Raw genomic sequence first — 15,435 nt, 5'->3', positions numbered from 1 at the left:
CGATCCGAATCGACCTGAATCGACCCATAAGCGCATGACCGAATTCAAAGACAGCGATCGCGAGATCCACCAGTTCCGGATGCGCCTGACGGTGCTGATCGCCCTGGTCTTCATATGCTTTGCCCTGCTGGTCGCGCGCGTCGTGTGGCTGCAGGTGCTGCACCATGACCAGTACGCGGCCCAGGCCGAGGACAACCGCATCGCACTGGTGCCGATCGTGCCCAACCGCGGCCTGATCGTCGACCGCAACGGTGTGGTACTGGCGCGTAATTATTCGGCTTACACGCTCGAACTGACACCGTCGAAGCTGCAGGCGAACATGGAATCGGTGATCGACGAACTGGCCAAGCTGGTGCAGATCGAGCCGCGCGACCGGCGCCGCTTCAAACGCTTGCTGGAAGAGTCGCGCAGCTTCGCCAGCGTGCCGCTGCGCACGCGCCTGACCGATGACGAAGTCGCGCGCTTTACGGCCCAGCGCTTCCGCTTTCCGGGCGTCGAGGTGCAGGCGCGCCTGTTTCGCCAGTATCCGATGGGCGAGGCGGCATCGCACGTGATCGGCTACATCGGCCGCATCAATCAGAAAGAATCGGATGCGCTCGAAGAGAGCGACGACGCCGCCAACTACAACGGCACCGACCATATCGGCAAGGAAGGCGTCGAGAAGCGTTACGAACGTCAGTTGCACGGCCAGACCGGCTACGAGCAGGTCGAGCGCTCCGCCGGCGGCCGCGCCATTCGCACGCTGCGCCGCACGGCCCCGACGCCGGGCAGTAACCTGATCCTGTCCATCGACATCGAGCTGCAAAAGATCGCCGAAGAAGCCTTCGGTGACCAGCGCGGCGCGCTGGTGGCGATCGAGCCGGCCACCGGCGACGTGCTGGCCTATGTGTCGCGCCCCGGGTTCGATCCGAACCTGTTCGTCGACGGCATCGACACCCAGAGCTGGAACGAGCTCAATACCTCGCTCGACAAGCCTTTGATGAACCGGCCGCTGTCGGGCACCTATCCGCCTGGTTCGACCTTCAAGCCGTTCATGTCGCTGGCGGCGCTGGAGCTGGGCTTCCGCCGGCCGCAGGATGCGATCCGCGACCCGGGTTTCTTCATGCTGGGCGGGCACCGCTTCAACGACGACAAGCCGGGCGGGCACGGCATCGTCAATATGTACCACTCGATCGCCCACTCGTGCGATACCTATTACTATCAGTTGTCGAACGAGATGGGGATCGATAACATCTCGAAGTTCATGCGCGAATTCGGCTTTGGCCAGCCGACCGGGATCGACCTCGATTACGAGAAGACCGGCGTGTTGCCATCCAAGGAATGGAAGGCCGAGCGCTTCAAGCGCAGCCCGGCGGCCCAGAAGTGGGTCGGCGGCGATACCATTTCGGTCTCGATCGGGCAGGGCTTCAACAATTACACGATGCTGCAGCTGGCGCATGCCACCGCGATCCTGGCCAACGACGGCGTGGTGATGAAGCCGCACCTGGTCAAGATGATCGAGGACGGCGCCACGCGCGAGCGCACGCTGACCGTGCCGAAGGAAACCCGGCGCCTGACCATGAAGCCCGAGCACATCGCGTTCATCAAGGATGCGATGGCGGGGGTGATCCGTGAAGGCACCGGTCAGAAAGCCTTTGCTGGCGCCCTGTATACCGCCGGCGGCAAGACCGGCACCGCCCAGGTAATCGGCCTGCGCGGCAAGAAATACAATGCCAATGCAATCGATGAACGCCACCGCGACAATGCGCTGTTTACCGTGTTCGCACCAGCCGAGCAGCCGCGCATCGCGCTGGCGATGGTGGTTGAAAATGCCGGCTTTGGTGGCGCCGTGGCCGCGCCGATCGCGCGCAAGGTGCTCGACTACGCCATCCTGGGCAAGCGCCCGGCGCCGCCGCCCGAACCAAAGAAGGGCGAGCGTCCCGTCACCGTCAAGAAGAGCGCGCCAGCGCCAGCTATAGCGCCAGCACCCGTGACTGCACCGCTCCAGACGGCCAGCGCGCCCGCCGTCACCCGAACCGAGTAAACCATGGCCCACATTCCAGAACGACGCTCGCTGCGGCGGCGCCTGCGCCCCTATTTCACGGTGTTCGACTTGCCGCTCACGCTCATCCTGGCGGTCCTGGTCACGATCAGCATGGTCACCATGTCGTCCGCCGGCGCCGACTTCCCGGACCGGGTCGAGCACCAGATCCGCAACTTCCTGCTGTCGTTTGCCGTGATGTGGATTGCCGCGAACATCGCTCCCCAGATGCTGATGCGCCTGGCCGTGCCGATCTATACCATCGGTGTGGCGCTGCTGCTGGCGGTGGCCATGTTTGGCCTGATCAAGAAGGGCGCGCGGCGCTGGCTGCACATCGGCGTGATCGATATCCAGCCGTCCGAGATCATGAAGATCGGCTTGCCCCTGATGCTGGCCTGGTATTTCCAGACGCGGGCCCAGGTCGCGGGCTGGAAGAATTACCTGGTCGCCGCGGCGCTCCTGATGATCCCGGTGGCGTTCATCATGAAGCAGCCCGACCTTGGCACGGCGCTGCTGGTGGCGTCATCGGGGTTGTATGTGATCTTCCTGGCCGGCCTGTCGTGGAAGGCCATCGCCGCCGTGTCGGTGTTGGGACTGGCCGGCCTGCCGGTGGGCTGGTCGATGATGCACGACTACCAGCGCGAGCGGGTGATGACGCTGATCGATCCGACCTCCGACCCGCTGGGGAAGGGCTTTCACATCATCCAGTCGATCATCGCGATCGGCTCCGGGGGCGTGAGCGGCAAGGGCTATATGAAGGGCACGCAGGGGTACCTGGAATTCGTGCCCGAGCGGACCACCGACTTCGTGTTCTCCGTGTACTCGGAAGAATTCGGCCTGATCGGCAACCTGTTCCTGCTGTTCGTGTACCTGCTCCTGATCGGGCGCGGCCTGATGATCGCGGCCAATGCGGCCAACACCTTCGGGCGCCTGCTGGCCGGGTCGATCTCGATGATTTTCTTTACCTATGCCTTTGTCAACATGGGCATGGTGGCGGGCATCCTGCCCGTGGTCGGCGTGCCGTTGCCCTTCATGAGCTATGGCGGCACGGCCTTTATCACACTCGGCCTTGGCGCCGGCATATTGATGAGTATTCAAAGACACCGTAAACTGGTGAAGACTTAACTAGCAGGAGGACTGCCGATGGGCGCTCGCAACAACATCCCGGCGGTCGTGGCGGTGGCCTTTCTTGTCACGGCATGCAGCAGTACCGGTGAACACAAACGCTTGTCGCCATTCCCATGGCCGAACAAGCCGACCGCCAAGCATGGCGCGGCGCCCAAGCTGCCGGCCGCCAATTCGGGACGGGGCGGCTACTACAAGGACGACGGCCCGGGTGAGAATCCGCCCGACGGCCTGCTCGAGACGCCCGATGCGGTCGTCGTGGCCGAACCGTACAACAAGTTCACCAGCCGCCCCTACACGGTGCTGGGCAAGACCTACACGCCGCTGGGCAACGATGAACGGTTGACCCAGCGCGGCATCAGCACCTGGTATGGCAAGAAGTTCCATGGCCAGCGCACGGCGTCCGGTGAGCTCTACGACATGTACAAGATGACCGGCGCGCACCCGACGCTGCCGATTCCATCGTATGTGCGCGTGACCAGCATGGACAGCGGCCAGTCGGTCGTCGTGCGCATCAACGATCGCGGTCCGTTCCACTCCACGCGCATCATCGATGTGTCTTATACCGCAGCGCTGAAACTGGGCCTGCTCGGCAAGGGCAGCCACGAGGTGGAGATCGAGCGCCTGTTTCCGGGCGACCCGATCGTCGCACCGGCGCAGATTGCCGCCGCGCGGCGCGCAGCGACGTCACAGGCACAATCGGCGCCGCCCGAGATTGCCGCGCTGATGCTCGAAGACCGGGTGCAGTCCGACAGCGGCGCCGTCGTACGTCTGGTGGAGCCGGCGGTGCCGGCCGCGCGCGCCACCACGGGCGAGTACTACATCCAGCTTGGCGCCTATGGCCGCACCGGTACCGCCGAAGCGATCAGCGACCAGATCGCGCGTGCTGGCGTTGACGTGGGCACGCTCGAAGTGGTGAAGGTGGGGGCATTCAATCGCCTGTACGGCGGGCCGTATCCGACGCGGGCCGAGGCAATCGAGGCGATGAACGCGCTGCCGGCTTCGTTGGGACTCAAGCCGATCGTCGTGCGGCGCTGAGGCCGCGCCGCCCATTCTGACCTGTCTTATACCGCCGCGCGCTTGCTGCGGCGACGCACTGCGCCCAGCCCGGCCAGACCGGCGAGCGCCAGCAGGATGCTCGATGGCTCCGGCACTTCGGCAGCCGTCACGACCTTCGTGTAGTCCAGCAGCAGCTGCGAATTGGTCAGCACCAGGTCGCCCGCGACTTTCAGGTTCAGCGTCAACTGGTCGCTGCGCAGCAGTTCGTCGATGATCGACCCGTTCGAGATGATGCCGCTGATGGTGAAGGCGCCGGTGCTGTCACGGGTGATGGTCGTGGTCTGGGTCGAGCTCTTCGTGTAGAAATGGTAGCAGGCGTAGTAGCAAGACCAGCCTTCGTACGTGGCCATCAGCGGGCTCGAGCTGGTGGTGCTCGATTCGCTCCACGTCGTGCTGCCGGTGCCGAGGGCAACGCCACCGATCGACAGGGCAGCGCTTTCCTGCTGGCCGGTGCGCTGCACCGTCTCATAATTGGTCTGGTACTGCGCATAACTGATCGACGTGTGCGGCATCCAGCCCGTCATGGTGCTGTTGGTCAAGACTGGCGCCGACGTCGTGAAGGTATCCGATGCATCGTCACGGAACGAGAACGAGTACGACATGCTGTTGACCGTGTAGTCGGCCGGCAGGAACGATTTGCCACTGAACACGGCGCTGTAGTTGTTGTTCGCCAGGTCGCTCGAGGCAAATGCACCGGTCATGGCGATCGGTGTAGCCAGTGCTGCAGCGGAGATGGTGCACAGTGCGGTCAACAGAGCGGTGGTGATCAGTTTTTTCATGGCAAACCCTTGTTTTGAATTTAAGAAACGATAATTTGTATATAGCAATACCTGTGCCACCAAAGCAACTGGTTGATTATAAACAAGTTTATTTCCTTGAGAGAATCAAGTGTAAAGAAATTCGACACTCTTTGGCGTGCGCGCAACACGTACGGACGAAAAAAAGCGCACCCGCAGGTGCGCCTTTGTTGATAGGCAAACAAGATCAGCTGCAGCGGGTGACTTCGGCGCCGTTGTAGTTCTCGGCAATGCCCGTCAGGCGATCGTGCTCGCCAGCCTCGATCTGGCGGTACTGATAACCGGCGCGCGTCAACTGCGGGCCGCGCGGCAGGATGCGCACACCGCGCACGCCCTGGCGCTGCAGGTCGGCCACCAGCTTTTGCGCCGCACCGTCCGACTTGAAAACGCCCAGCGAAATCGCGTAGCGTAGTGGCGACGTGTCGTTCTGCATGATGAAGAAGTTGGTCACGCCGCGTTCCTTCAACTCGGCGACGCGGCGCTGAGCGCCTTCGCGGCCCCCGTTCGGTGGCAGGTAGACCAGGCGGCTCGTCACTTCCTGGAACGGTATCTCGATGCGCGACTGGCGCGGCGCCAGGCCAAGCCGTGCGACACGTGCCTCGAAGCGGCGCGCGTCGGCCGTGCTGAACGGACCGGCCTGCACGCAGGCGACCAGATTCGGGGTCACCGGCGTTGGCGCAGGCAGGGGCGCAGGTAGGGAAACGGGCGCCTCGGCTTGCGGCGCCGCTACCACGCTCGCCGCAGCCTGCCTGGCCTGCGCTGGCGTGAGCTGCTGCATGCGCTCCGGCGCGAGCTGGTTTTTCAGGCGCGCCGGCTCGTGCGCCACATCGCCCGGCTGGCCGAGCAGACCCTGACCATACGCAAGCAATACCCCATTGGCGCCCAGGAGCGCCCAGAACACGAATTTCAGCACCGCATATCTCCCGTCGAGCCGGTGGCTGCTGCATGCAGGCCGACCAGTACGATGTTATCGACCACTTGGTGCGCGACCTTGAGGGCCGGCGCGATATGGGCAGCAGCGCCGCCCGAGACAATGCAGACGGCGCCGCCCAGGCCTGCCACCGCGCGCTCGATCGCGCCGGCCTGGGCCGAGAGCAGGCCGGACAGGATCGCGTCATGCGTGTTGTCGCCGAACAGCGGCGGCAGCGCGCCGGCATCGACCTGCGGCAGTTGGGCCGTGTTGCGCGCCAGGCTCGAGCCCATCAGGGCCAGGCCGGGCAGGATCATGCCGCCGATGAAGCGGCCGTCGGCGCGTAGCGCGTCGATTGTGGTCGCGGTGCCGCAGGTGGCCACGATCAGGTCGTGGCCGGGCGCCAGTGCGCGCGCGCCGATGGCGGCGGCAAAGCGGTCGCACCCGAGTCGCGCGGGTTCGCGATAGCCGTTGGTGACGCCTGCGCGCTGTGGCGTGGACGCGAACCACTCGACCTGCGCGCCGGCCGGCAGCAGCGCGGCGATGCGCGCGGCCAGTGCAGGTCCCGCGACATTCGACACCAGCACGCGCGTGGCGCCCGCCCAGTCGGGCTGCAACCCATCCAGCCCCGCATGCGCCACCGCACCACTCGCCAACCAGATGCCAGGCGCCGCGCTGTTCTTTGCCAGCGCCCACTTGACGCGGGTATTGCCGGCATCGATCAGCAGCATCATGCTTTCACCCGCAGCGAGACGTCGCCGGCCATCACGGTGATGCGCCCCTCGGGGGTATCGAGCAGCAAGCGCCCGCTGTCGTCGACACCGGCCGCGCGGCCTTCGTGCCGCACGACACCCCCGTCGAGCAGGACGACGGTCTCGCCCTGCCATGCATGGCGCAGGTTCCAGCGCGCGCTGAAGGCGGCAAACCCACGCGCGGCAAACTCGCGCAGGCAGTCGGCCAGGCCGTCGAGCAGCGCCGCCATCAACGCGTCACGGTCCATGCGCGCCAGCCATGGCATGCCGGCTGCGCTGCGGCCCAGCTGCGCTTCCATTGTGTCCGGCATCAAGAGATTCAGGCCGATGCCGATCACGGTCCAGGTCCCGCCGCCAGGTGCGGACTGGGTTTCGATCAGGATACCCGCCAGTTTGTCGCCATCCTTGAGCACATCGTTCGGCCACTTCAGGTGCACCTGCTGGCCCAGCGCGCCGAGCGTGTCGGCCAGCGCCACGCCGACCGCCAGCGGCAGGCCAAGCAGCGCCTGCGGCCCGCCGTCAAAGCGCCAGGCCAGCGAAAACGTCAGCGAGCCTTCGGGCGACGACAGCCAGCTGCGGCCGGCCCGCCCGCGACCTGCGCTTTGATGTTCGGCCACCAGCAGCAGCGGAGCGGCAAGTGTGCTGGCGCGCGCGAGCAGGTCGGCATTGGTCGACCCGGTCTGCGCGACGACTTCGATGGCGACTTTGGTGCGCGACAGGGCGGCGATGGCGGCGGCGTTCATGGGTGCTCCCGGCGCGGCTTGGTCGGCGCGCGCGCAAAGAGACGGTCGAACAGGGCATTGGGCATCAGGCGCAGCAGCTTGGCGACGACGCCCATCTGCCACGGCAGCACGCGGAAACTGTCGCCGCGCGCGATTGCAGCAACAGCCTGCGTGGCGAAGCGTTCGGGGGGCATCAGGAAGGGCATGGGAAAGCGGTTGGCACGGGTCATGGGGGTATCGATGTAGCCGGGCGCGATGGTCACGACGCGAATGTTCGAAGGCCGCAATTCCACCCGCAGCGCCTCGCAATAGCTGTGCAGCGCGGCCTTGCTGGCGCAGTAGGCGCCGGCGCCGCGCATGCCGCGAATCCCGGCCACGCTGCCGATGCCGACCAGGCGGCACGGGGTCGACTGGGTCTTCATGGCGGCGATGAACGGCGCGAACGTCGCCACCGTGGCATTGACATTGGTGGCGAAGACAGCGTCGAACACGGCCAGATCATTGGTCAAATCGTCGGCCTGTCCGGTCAGCGTGCCTTGCGAGATGCCGGCGCAGGCGACGACGATATCGGCGCCGCCGTTGACGGCGATAAAGTCGTGCGCGGCAGCCGTGAGGGCCGCGCGATCGAGCACGTCGACCGCATACACCTGGTGGCACGAGGGGGCAGGGAGCGATTGGCGCAGTTGGTCGAGTGCTTCGCCACGCCGGCCCAGCAAGCCAAGCGTGGCGCCGCGCGCGGCATACGCGCGCGCCAGCGCGGCGCCGATGCCGCTCGAGGCGCCGGTGATGAAGACGCGCTGACCCGGCAGCGACATGCCGGATCAGCGCTGGTTGCGCACGATGGCGACGTCGATGCCGCTGTCGAGCAGCTTGGCGCGCGCGCGGTTGACGGCTTCGACCTGCGTGAACGGGCCAACGCGCACCCGGTGCAGCACGCCGCTGTCGGTGCTGCGGTCGGTGATCGCGGCCTCGAAGCCCAGCAGGGCCAGTTTGGCGCGGGTGTTTTCGGCGTCCGACATTTCGCGGAACGCGCCCGCTTGCAGGTAATAGATGTAGCCGTCAGCGACGGCAGCTGTCGCCGGCGCTGCCGCGACGGTGTTGACGGGCGCCGCTGTTGGCGCAGGGGCCGGGGCGCGGCGCGGTTCCTGCATGCCGGCGATTGCGGCGCCCAGTGGATCGGTGTCCGCTGGCGCTGCAGCAGGCGCCGCAGGCGCGGGCGCCGGTGCCCCAGCCGGTGCACCTGGCGCCGGCTGGGGCGTCTCGCGCACCGGTGTGCGGGTGCCGTACAGCGGCTTGTTCGGATCGTTGGCCTGGCTCGGCTCGAGGTCGGCCGGCCGTCCCATTTTGTTGGAGCGATCGGTGAAGGGCGAGGCGCCCTTGGTGATCACGAGTGCGACCGCCACTGCGATGCCCAGCCCGATGATCAGGCCGATAATGATGCCGGTCAGGGTGCTGCCGCGCTGGCGGAGGGGCGAGAAGGATCGAATGGCGGTCATGACGCTTTCTGGTTGGGCGTTGGATGCAGTTTTACATTTTGTCCGGCGCCGACACGCCGATCAGCGCGAGGCCGTTGCGCAGCACCTGGCGCGTGGCCGCGGCCAGCGCGAGGCGGGCCAGCTTGAGCGGCTCGTCGTCGTCCAGCAGCCACTTGTGCGCGAAGTAGTAGCTGTGCAGGTCGCCGGCCAGTTCGCGCAGGTAGAACGCCACCTGGTGCGGGCCCAGTTCGCCCAAGGCGCGCTCGAGCACTTCAGGGTACGACGCCAGCTTGGCCAGCAGTTCGAATTCCTTCGGCGAGGTGAGCGGCGACAGGTCGACGCCGGCGAGCGAGGCGACATCGCCGCCCCAGTTGGCCAGGGCCGAGCAGATGCGCGCGTGGGCATACTGGACGTAGTACACCGGGTTCTCGTCGCTTGTTTCGAGCGCGACGTTCACATCGAACACGAACTCGGTGTCGGCCTTGCGCGAGATGAGGAAGAAGCGCACCGCGTCGCGGCCACGCGTGACGTCGCCCGCGCCCGACCAGTCGATCAGGTCGCGCACAGTGACGTACGAGCCGGCGCGTTTGGAAATCTTGACCTCTTCGCCATCCTTCATCACGGTGACCATCTTGTGCAGCACGTAGTCGGGATAGCCTTGCGGGATCCCGATGTCCACGGCCTGCAGGCCGGCGCGCACGCGCGCGATCGTGCCATGGTGGTCACTGCCCTGGATATTGATCGCCTGGTCGAAGCCGCGGCGGAATTTCTGGATGTGGTACGCCACGTCCGGCACGAAGTACGTATAGGTGCCGTCGGACTTGCGCATCACGCGGTCCTTGTCGTCGCCGTAGTCGGTGGTCTTGAGCCACAGCGCGCCGCCTTCTTCATACGTTTTGCCCGAGTCGACCAGCGTCTTGACGGCGGTATCGACCTTGCCGTCGGCGTATAGCGACGATTCGAGGTAGTAGTTGTCGAACTTGACGCCAAATGCCTGCAGATCCTGGTCCTGCTCGTTGCGCAGGTAAGTCACGGCAAAGCGGCGGATCGATTCGAGGTCGTTCACGTCGCCGCTGGCGGTGGCCGGCTCGCCATCGCTGGCCGAGACGGTCTTTTTGGCCAGGAAGTCGGCGGCGATTTCGGCGATGTAGTCGCCGTTGTAGGCCGATTCGGGCCAGTCGGCTTCGCCCGGCTTGACGCCGCGCGCACGCGCCTGCACCGAGTTGGCCAGCGTGGCAATCTGCACGCCGGCATCGTTGTAATAGAACTCGCGCGTGACGTCATGGCCCTGCGACAGGAACAGCGACGCCATCGCATCGCCCAGCGCGGCCTGGCGGCCATGGCCGACATGCAGTGGGCCGGTCGGGTTGGCCGAGACGAATTCGATGATCACGTGGTGGCCGGCGCCGCTGACGCCACTGCCGAAGGCCGCGCCCTGTTCGAGCACGCTGCGCGCGACCGATTGCTTGGCGCTGGCAGCCAGGCGCAGGTTGATGAAGCCGGGGCCGGCGATGTCGGCGGCGTCGATCAGGCCTTCTGCGCCCGGTGCGGCCAGCAGGGCAGCGACCAGGCGGGTGGCCAGTTCGCGCGGATTGGTTTTCAGTGGCTTGGCCAGCTGCATCGCGATATTGCAGGCGATGTCGCCATGCGACGGGTCGCGCGGCCGTTCGAGCACCACGTTCGGGGTGAGATCGGTACCGGCAACGATCGGCGCGAGGGCGGCCTGGAACAGGGCAACGATTTGTTGTTTTTGTTGGGCGAGCATGGGAATGGTCGAAAATGTAATGAGGCGGCGCCTGGAGGTCAGGCAAACAGTGATCATTATACTAGCTTGACGGTGCGCTTTGGCGGGAGGCGGCACCACCGGCCAGTGGCGCAACCATGTTCATGGTTACCACAGCGGCCACTATATTAAGCGTCGTCAAAGGCATAACCGTTACAATGGGAGCCCATTTTCGCAACATTTTATTCGCCATGACTGACAAGCGTACAACGCTCTCCCTGAAACCCAAGGCCAAGCCGGCCTCCGACCGGCGCGGCGCCAGCGCGGCAGGCCGCAAACCGGCCCAGACCGCCGAGCGTAGCCAACCACGCGGGCAGGGGCAGGGTGGTCAGGCGCAGGGTGGCCAGACGCAGCAAGGCGAACGCGCACCGGCCCAGCCGGCATCGGCGTCCGGCTATCAGTTGAAGCACCACGTTGCGCGCCCGCCGCGCGAAGAGCCGCGCCTGCGCGCCAGTCATGAAGTGAAGGTTGCGCCGCAGCGCGACTACAAACCCGACCTGAAATCCGACTCGCTGGCCCTGGCGCTGCTGGGCGCGGCGAGCGCCGTCGCCCGCGTGCAGGGCGGCATGGCGCTGCCGCAGGCCTTGTCGATCGTGTTCGGTGACTATGACGTCACGCCGCAAACGCGCGGCGCGATCCAGGACATCGCCTACCGCACCATGCGCCAGCTGGGCCGCAGTGAAACGCTGCTGGGCCTGATGACGAGCAAGGCGCCCGAGCCGCCGATGCTGGGCGCCTTGCTGTGCGCGGCGCTGTCGCTGCTCGACCCGCCCGAGGGCATGCCGGCGCCGTACGAAGCATTTACCGTGGTCGACCAGGCCGTCACCGGCGCGGCTGCGCACCCCGATTTCGCGCACGCCAAGGCGATGGTCAATGCGGTGCTGCGCCGCTTCCTGCGCGAGCGCGCAGCGCTCGTCGAAGAAGCGCTGCGCACGCCGCTGGCGCGCTGGAATTATCCGCAGTGGTGGATCGACACGGCGCGCGCGGCCTACCCGCGCGACTGGGAAGCCGTGCTTGCCGCTGGCAACGCGCATCCGCCATTGACGCTGCGCGTGAACTGCCGCCGGCAAGACGTTGCCGCCTACCTGCAGTCGCTGCAGGATGCGGGCCTGGACGCCGAGCAGGTCGGGCCGTACGCGGTGCGCCTGGCGCAGGCGATCAACGTGAGCCAGATCCCCGGCTTTGCCGAAGGCGTGGTGTCGGTACAGGATGCCGGCGCCCAGCTGGCCGCGCCGCTGCTCGACCTGCACGACGGCATGCGCGTGCTCGACGCGTGCGCGGCGCCCGGCGGCAAGAGCGGCCATATCCTCGAGACGGCGAACGTGGAACTCACCGCCGTCGACACCGATGCGCTGCGCCTCGGCCGGGTGGGTGACAACCTCGGTCGCCTGGGTCTTTCGGCGCAGCTCGTCACGGCCGACGCCGGCGCGACCGACTGGTGGGATGGCCGTCAATACGATCGCATCCTGGCCGACGTGCCATGCACGGCATCGGGCATCGTGCGCCGCCACCCGGATATCCGCTGGTTGCGCCGCAAGTCGGATACATCCCAACTTGCAACACTTTCAGCCAAAATACTCGACAACCTTTGGCAGATGCTGCTGCCGAATGGTAAATTGCTATTCGTGACATGTTCGCTCTGGCCCCAGGAATCGGAGGCGCAGGCGGCTGCCTTCGCGGCCCGCCACGACGCGGTCCGCCTCGATGCGCCGGGCCAACTGCTGCCCGTCGGTGGCGCCGGACAGGATCATGACGGTTTGTTCTACGCCCTGTTCCAGAAGAAAGCGGCGTGAAGTTCTTTTCACTACGCGCATTATTTAAGGCCCCGGCTCCCCCGTGACGTTACGATTTTTCCGCCTTTTCGCCTGTCAGTTGCTGCTGGCGATCGCGTGCGTTGCCATGGGCACGCCGGCGCAGGCGGCCGACGACATCGAAATCACCCGCGCAACCATCGAAGCGAGCGACGATGGCTACCGCCTCAACACGGCCTACAACTTTGAACTGAATCACGGCCTGAAGGACGCGATCCAGCACGGGGTCCAGCTGCACTTCACCACCGAGATCGAGCTCACGCGCCCGCGCTGGTACTGGCGCGACGAAAAGGCCGTTTCGCTGAAACGCACCATCCGCATTTCGTACGACGTGCTCACGCGCCAGTATTACGTGGTCGTGGTGGGCTCGTTCCAGGAACGCTTCCAGACCTTCGAAGACGCGATGTTCATGATCCGGCGCCCGACGCGCTGGCTGATCGCGCCCAAGGGCACGCTCAAGGCCGGCGAAGTCTATGAAGTCTCGCTGCGCATGTTCATGGACCGCGAGTATCTGCAAAAGCCGTTGCAGGTCAATGCCTTCAACGACTCGGACTGGCGCTTGAGCTCCAGCCGCAAGACCTTCACCTACCGTGCGGAGTGAAGTGATCAGCGGTGGGGTGCGCTATGCGCTGATCGTCGGTGGCGCGATCGTCTCGATCCTGCTGTTCCTGCTGGCCGGGGCGTCCGACAACTCGGGCTTCTTCGGCCGTTATTACAGCTGGTTGCTGGGCCTGACCGCCGCGATGGCGTTCCTGCTCCTGATCGTCGTCGTCGTGGCGCTGGGCCGCCTGTATTCACGCTACAAGGCCGGCAAATTCGGTTCCCGATTAATGGCCAGGCTGGTGCTGCTGTTTGCCGGCATCGGCATCCTGCCCGGCCTCGTGATCTTCATCGTGTCGGTGCAGTTCGTGTCGCACTCGATCGACTCGTGGTTCGACGTCAAGATCGAATCGGCGATCGAATCGGGCCTGAACCTGGGCCGCGCCGCGCTCGACGAATCGCTGTCCGAACTGGGCGCCACCGCGCAGACGGCCGCCGCCACGCTGGCAGGGCAGAGCGACATGACCGCGCAACCGGTGCTGGCGCGCCTGTTGGCCGACACTAGTGGCCTGCAAAGCGTGATGCTGGTCGACGCCAACGGCGCCGTGCTGTCGGCCGCCACCGAAGACCGTGGCGCCAACCTGGCTGCCGATGCACCCAATGAACGCATGCTGCGCAGCGCCGGGATGCCGGGCGGGTATGCCCAGGCCGAGGGCGGTGTCGGTCCCGCCGATACGGGCGAGGACGCCGCAGAGGGCGCCTCGAATGCGCTCGACGCCGTGACCGGCCTGCGCCTGCGCGTGGTGATGGCCGTGCCCGAACCACCTGGCGTGCAGCAGCGTTACCTGCAACTGCTGCAGGCGGTGCCGGTGGGCCTGGCCTCGAACGCCGAGGTGCTGCGCTCGGCCTCGACCGAATACCGGCTGCGCCTCGAAGCGCGCACCGGCCTGCGCAAGATGTACATCGTGACGCTGACCCTGACGCTGCTGCTGGCGATCTTCGGCGCGATCGGCAGCGCCTTCCTCATCGCCGGCAACCTCGCGCAGCCGCTGCTGGTGCTGGCCGAAGGCACGCAGGCGGTGGCCGAGGGTGATCTGTCGCCGCGCCCGATCGTCGAGACCAACGATGAACTGGGCACGCTGACCAGGTCGTTCAATGCAATGACGGGCCAGCTGTTCGAGGCCAGGAGCGCCGTGGAACGCAACCGCGCCGCGCTGCAAAGCGCCAAGGCCCACCTCGAATCGGTGCTGGCCAATATGTCGGCCGGTGTGATCGTGCTCGATGCCGAAGGCCTGGTGGTCAACTCGAACGACGCTGCATACCGCATCCTGCAGCTCGAGCCGGGCGCGATGGCCGGGCCGCTGAACCGCATCGCCGGCCTCGAAACCTTTTCGAATACGGTCGCCCGCTCGTTCTCGGCGCAAAGCGCCCACGTGGCTGCCGAGCGCCGCAAGCGCGCGCACTGGCAGCAGCAGATCGAGATCCCGCGCGACGCCCAGCGCAAGACCGGCGCGGCCGATGAACAGGAGCACGATATCGTGCTGCTGGCGCGCGGCTCGCGCCTGCCGGTGGGCGCCGACAGCGGCTTCATCGTCGTGTTCGACGATATCTCGGACGTGATCACTGCCCAGCGTTCGGTGGCGTGGGGCGAGGTGGCGCGTCGCCTGGCGCACGAAATCAAGAATCCGCTCACGCCGATCCAGCTGGCGGCCGAGCGCATGCAGATGAAGCTGGCCGAGCACCTGCCGCAAGCGCAGGCCGACCTGCTTCAGCGCGGCACGACCACGATCGTCAACCAGGTCGACGCGATGAAGCGCATGGTCGACGATTTCCGCGACTATGCACGCACGCCGCCGGCGATGCTCGACCAGCTCGACCTGAATGGCCTGATCGCCGAGATCCTGAGCCTGTACCTGGCCGACGACGGCAGCGACATCATTCATGCGAACCTCGCGCCGGACCTGCCGCGCGTGATGGGCGACGCCACCCAGCTGCGCCAGGTGATCCACAACCTGGTTCAGAATGCGCAGGATGCGCTGGTCGAGCGTGGGCCGGATGCGCCGGCCCCGCGCGTGGACATCACGACCGAAGCAATCCAGTACATGGGCACCGGCGGCCTGGCCGGCACCGCAGTGCGCCTGGCGATCGTCGACAATGGTCCTGGTTTCGCGCCCCGCATCCTGGCGCGCGCGTTCGAACCGTACGTGACGACCAAGGCGCGCGGCACGGGCCTTGGCCTCCCGATGGTCAAGAAAATCATCGACGAACACGGTGGCCGGATCGATGTCGGGAACCGCAGCGATGGAACTGGCGCAGCAGTGTCGATTTTACTGTTAAAGTTAGCTCCCGAAGCAAGCTTGGCTTAAGGACAACTGAACAAGCGGCTGCGTGTTGCACTGCCAATCGCACCGCCCGGCAGTACACTGCGCCGTGTTGTTCAG

13 protein-coding genes are annotated in these 15,435 nt (G+C 66.0%); 6 read left to right on the top strand and 7 right to left on the bottom strand.

Annotation, left to right across the window (positions count from 1 at the left end; genetic code table 11):
• Positions 1–34: 34 nt before the first annotated feature.
• From mrdA to RCH14_RS04585, 3 genes are read left to right on the top strand one after another with little or no spacing between them, the layout of a single operon-like run.
• The gene (gene mrdA, locus RCH14_RS04595; protein WP_343024959.1) at positions 35–2,023 is read left to right on the top strand and encodes a penicillin-binding protein 2; all 1,989 of its coding nucleotides are present in this window, start codon (positions 35–37) and stop codon (positions 2,021–2,023) included.
• 3 nt (positions 2,024–2,026) lie between these two features.
• Positions 2,027–3,145 carry a rod shape-determining protein RodA gene (gene rodA, locus RCH14_RS04590; protein ID WP_343024958.1) on the top strand — a complete coding sequence of 373 codons (1,119 nt, stop codon included), beginning with the start codon at positions 2,027–2,029 and terminating at the stop codon, positions 3,143–3,145.
• A gap of 18 nt (positions 3,146–3,163) precedes the next feature.
• Positions 3,164–4,183, top strand: a complete 1,020-nt coding sequence (locus RCH14_RS04585) for a septal ring lytic transglycosylase RlpA family protein (RefSeq protein ID WP_343024957.1) — start codon at positions 3,164–3,166, stop codon at positions 4,181–4,183.
• A gap of 26 nt (positions 4,184–4,209) precedes the next feature.
• On the opposite strand, the gene RCH14_RS04580 is transcribed toward RCH14_RS04585, so the two are convergent.
• From RCH14_RS04580 to argS, 7 genes are all read right to left on the bottom strand, one after another.
• On the bottom strand, positions 4,210–4,983 hold the full coding sequence (locus tag RCH14_RS04580; protein ID WP_343024956.1) for a PEP-CTERM sorting domain-containing protein: 774 nt from the start codon (positions 4,981–4,983) through the stop codon (positions 4,210–4,212).
• Between the two features lie 205 nt (positions 4,984–5,188).
• Complete coding sequence (locus RCH14_RS04575; protein ID WP_343024955.1) at positions 5,189–5,914, bottom strand: SPOR domain-containing protein; 726 nt, start codon at positions 5,912–5,914, stop codon at positions 5,189–5,191.
• A complete protein-coding gene (locus tag RCH14_RS04570) occupies positions 5,908–6,645 on the bottom strand; it encodes a type III pantothenate kinase (protein ID WP_343024954.1) in 738 nt (245 codons plus the stop codon). Before RCH14_RS04570 ends, RCH14_RS04575 begins: the two co-directional genes overlap by 7 nt.
• The gene (locus tag RCH14_RS04565; protein ID WP_343024953.1) at positions 6,642–7,406 is read right to left on the bottom strand and encodes a biotin--[acetyl-CoA-carboxylase] ligase; all 765 of its coding nucleotides are present in this window, start codon (positions 7,404–7,406) and stop codon (positions 6,642–6,644) included. Before RCH14_RS04565 ends, RCH14_RS04570 begins: the two co-directional genes overlap by 4 nt.
• On the bottom strand, positions 7,403–8,200 hold the full coding sequence (locus RCH14_RS04560; RefSeq protein WP_343024952.1) for an SDR family oxidoreductase: 798 nt from the start codon (positions 8,198–8,200) through the stop codon (positions 7,403–7,405). The genes RCH14_RS04565 and RCH14_RS04560 overlap by 4 nt, the downstream gene beginning before the upstream one ends.
• A gap of 6 nt (positions 8,201–8,206) precedes the next feature.
• Positions 8,207–8,881 (bottom strand): SPOR domain-containing protein, encoded by a 675-nt coding sequence (locus RCH14_RS04555; protein WP_343024951.1) that lies wholly within the window; start codon positions 8,879–8,881, stop codon positions 8,207–8,209.
• A gap of 31 nt (positions 8,882–8,912) precedes the next feature.
• The gene (gene argS / locus RCH14_RS04550) at positions 8,913–10,625 is read right to left on the bottom strand and encodes an arginine--tRNA ligase (RefSeq protein WP_343024950.1); all 1,713 of its coding nucleotides are present in this window, start codon (positions 10,623–10,625) and stop codon (positions 8,913–8,915) included.
• 209 nt (positions 10,626–10,834) lie between these two features.
• On the opposite strand from argS, the gene rsmB reads away from it, so the two are divergent.
• Genes rsmB through RCH14_RS04535 form a run of 3 tightly spaced genes read left to right on the top strand, consistent with a single transcriptional unit; the run spans position 10,835 to position 15,360 of the window.
• A complete protein-coding gene (gene rsmB / locus RCH14_RS04545; RefSeq protein WP_343024949.1) occupies positions 10,835–12,436 on the top strand; it encodes a 16S rRNA (cytosine(967)-C(5))-methyltransferase RsmB in 1,602 nt (533 codons plus the stop codon).
• A gap of 43 nt (positions 12,437–12,479) precedes the next feature.
• Positions 12,480–13,055, top strand: a complete 576-nt coding sequence (locus RCH14_RS04540) for a DUF4390 domain-containing protein (protein ID WP_343024948.1) — start codon at positions 12,480–12,482, stop codon at positions 13,053–13,055.
• Positions 13,056–13,059: 4 nt separating this feature from the next.
• The gene (locus RCH14_RS04535) at positions 13,060–15,360 is read left to right on the top strand and encodes an ATP-binding protein (protein ID WP_343025046.1); all 2,301 of its coding nucleotides are present in this window, start codon (positions 13,060–13,062) and stop codon (positions 15,358–15,360) included.
• Positions 15,361–15,435 lie beyond the last annotated feature (75 nt).

The sequence above is a fragment of the Massilia sp. MP_M2 genome, from assembly GCF_039123635.1.
In the GTDB taxonomy this organism is placed as follows: domain Bacteria; phylum Pseudomonadota; class Gammaproteobacteria; order Burkholderiales; family Burkholderiaceae_D; genus Telluria.
The sequence above is the reverse complement of the archived record's forward strand: the minus strand, read 5'-3'. Positions and strand labels throughout refer to the sequence as shown.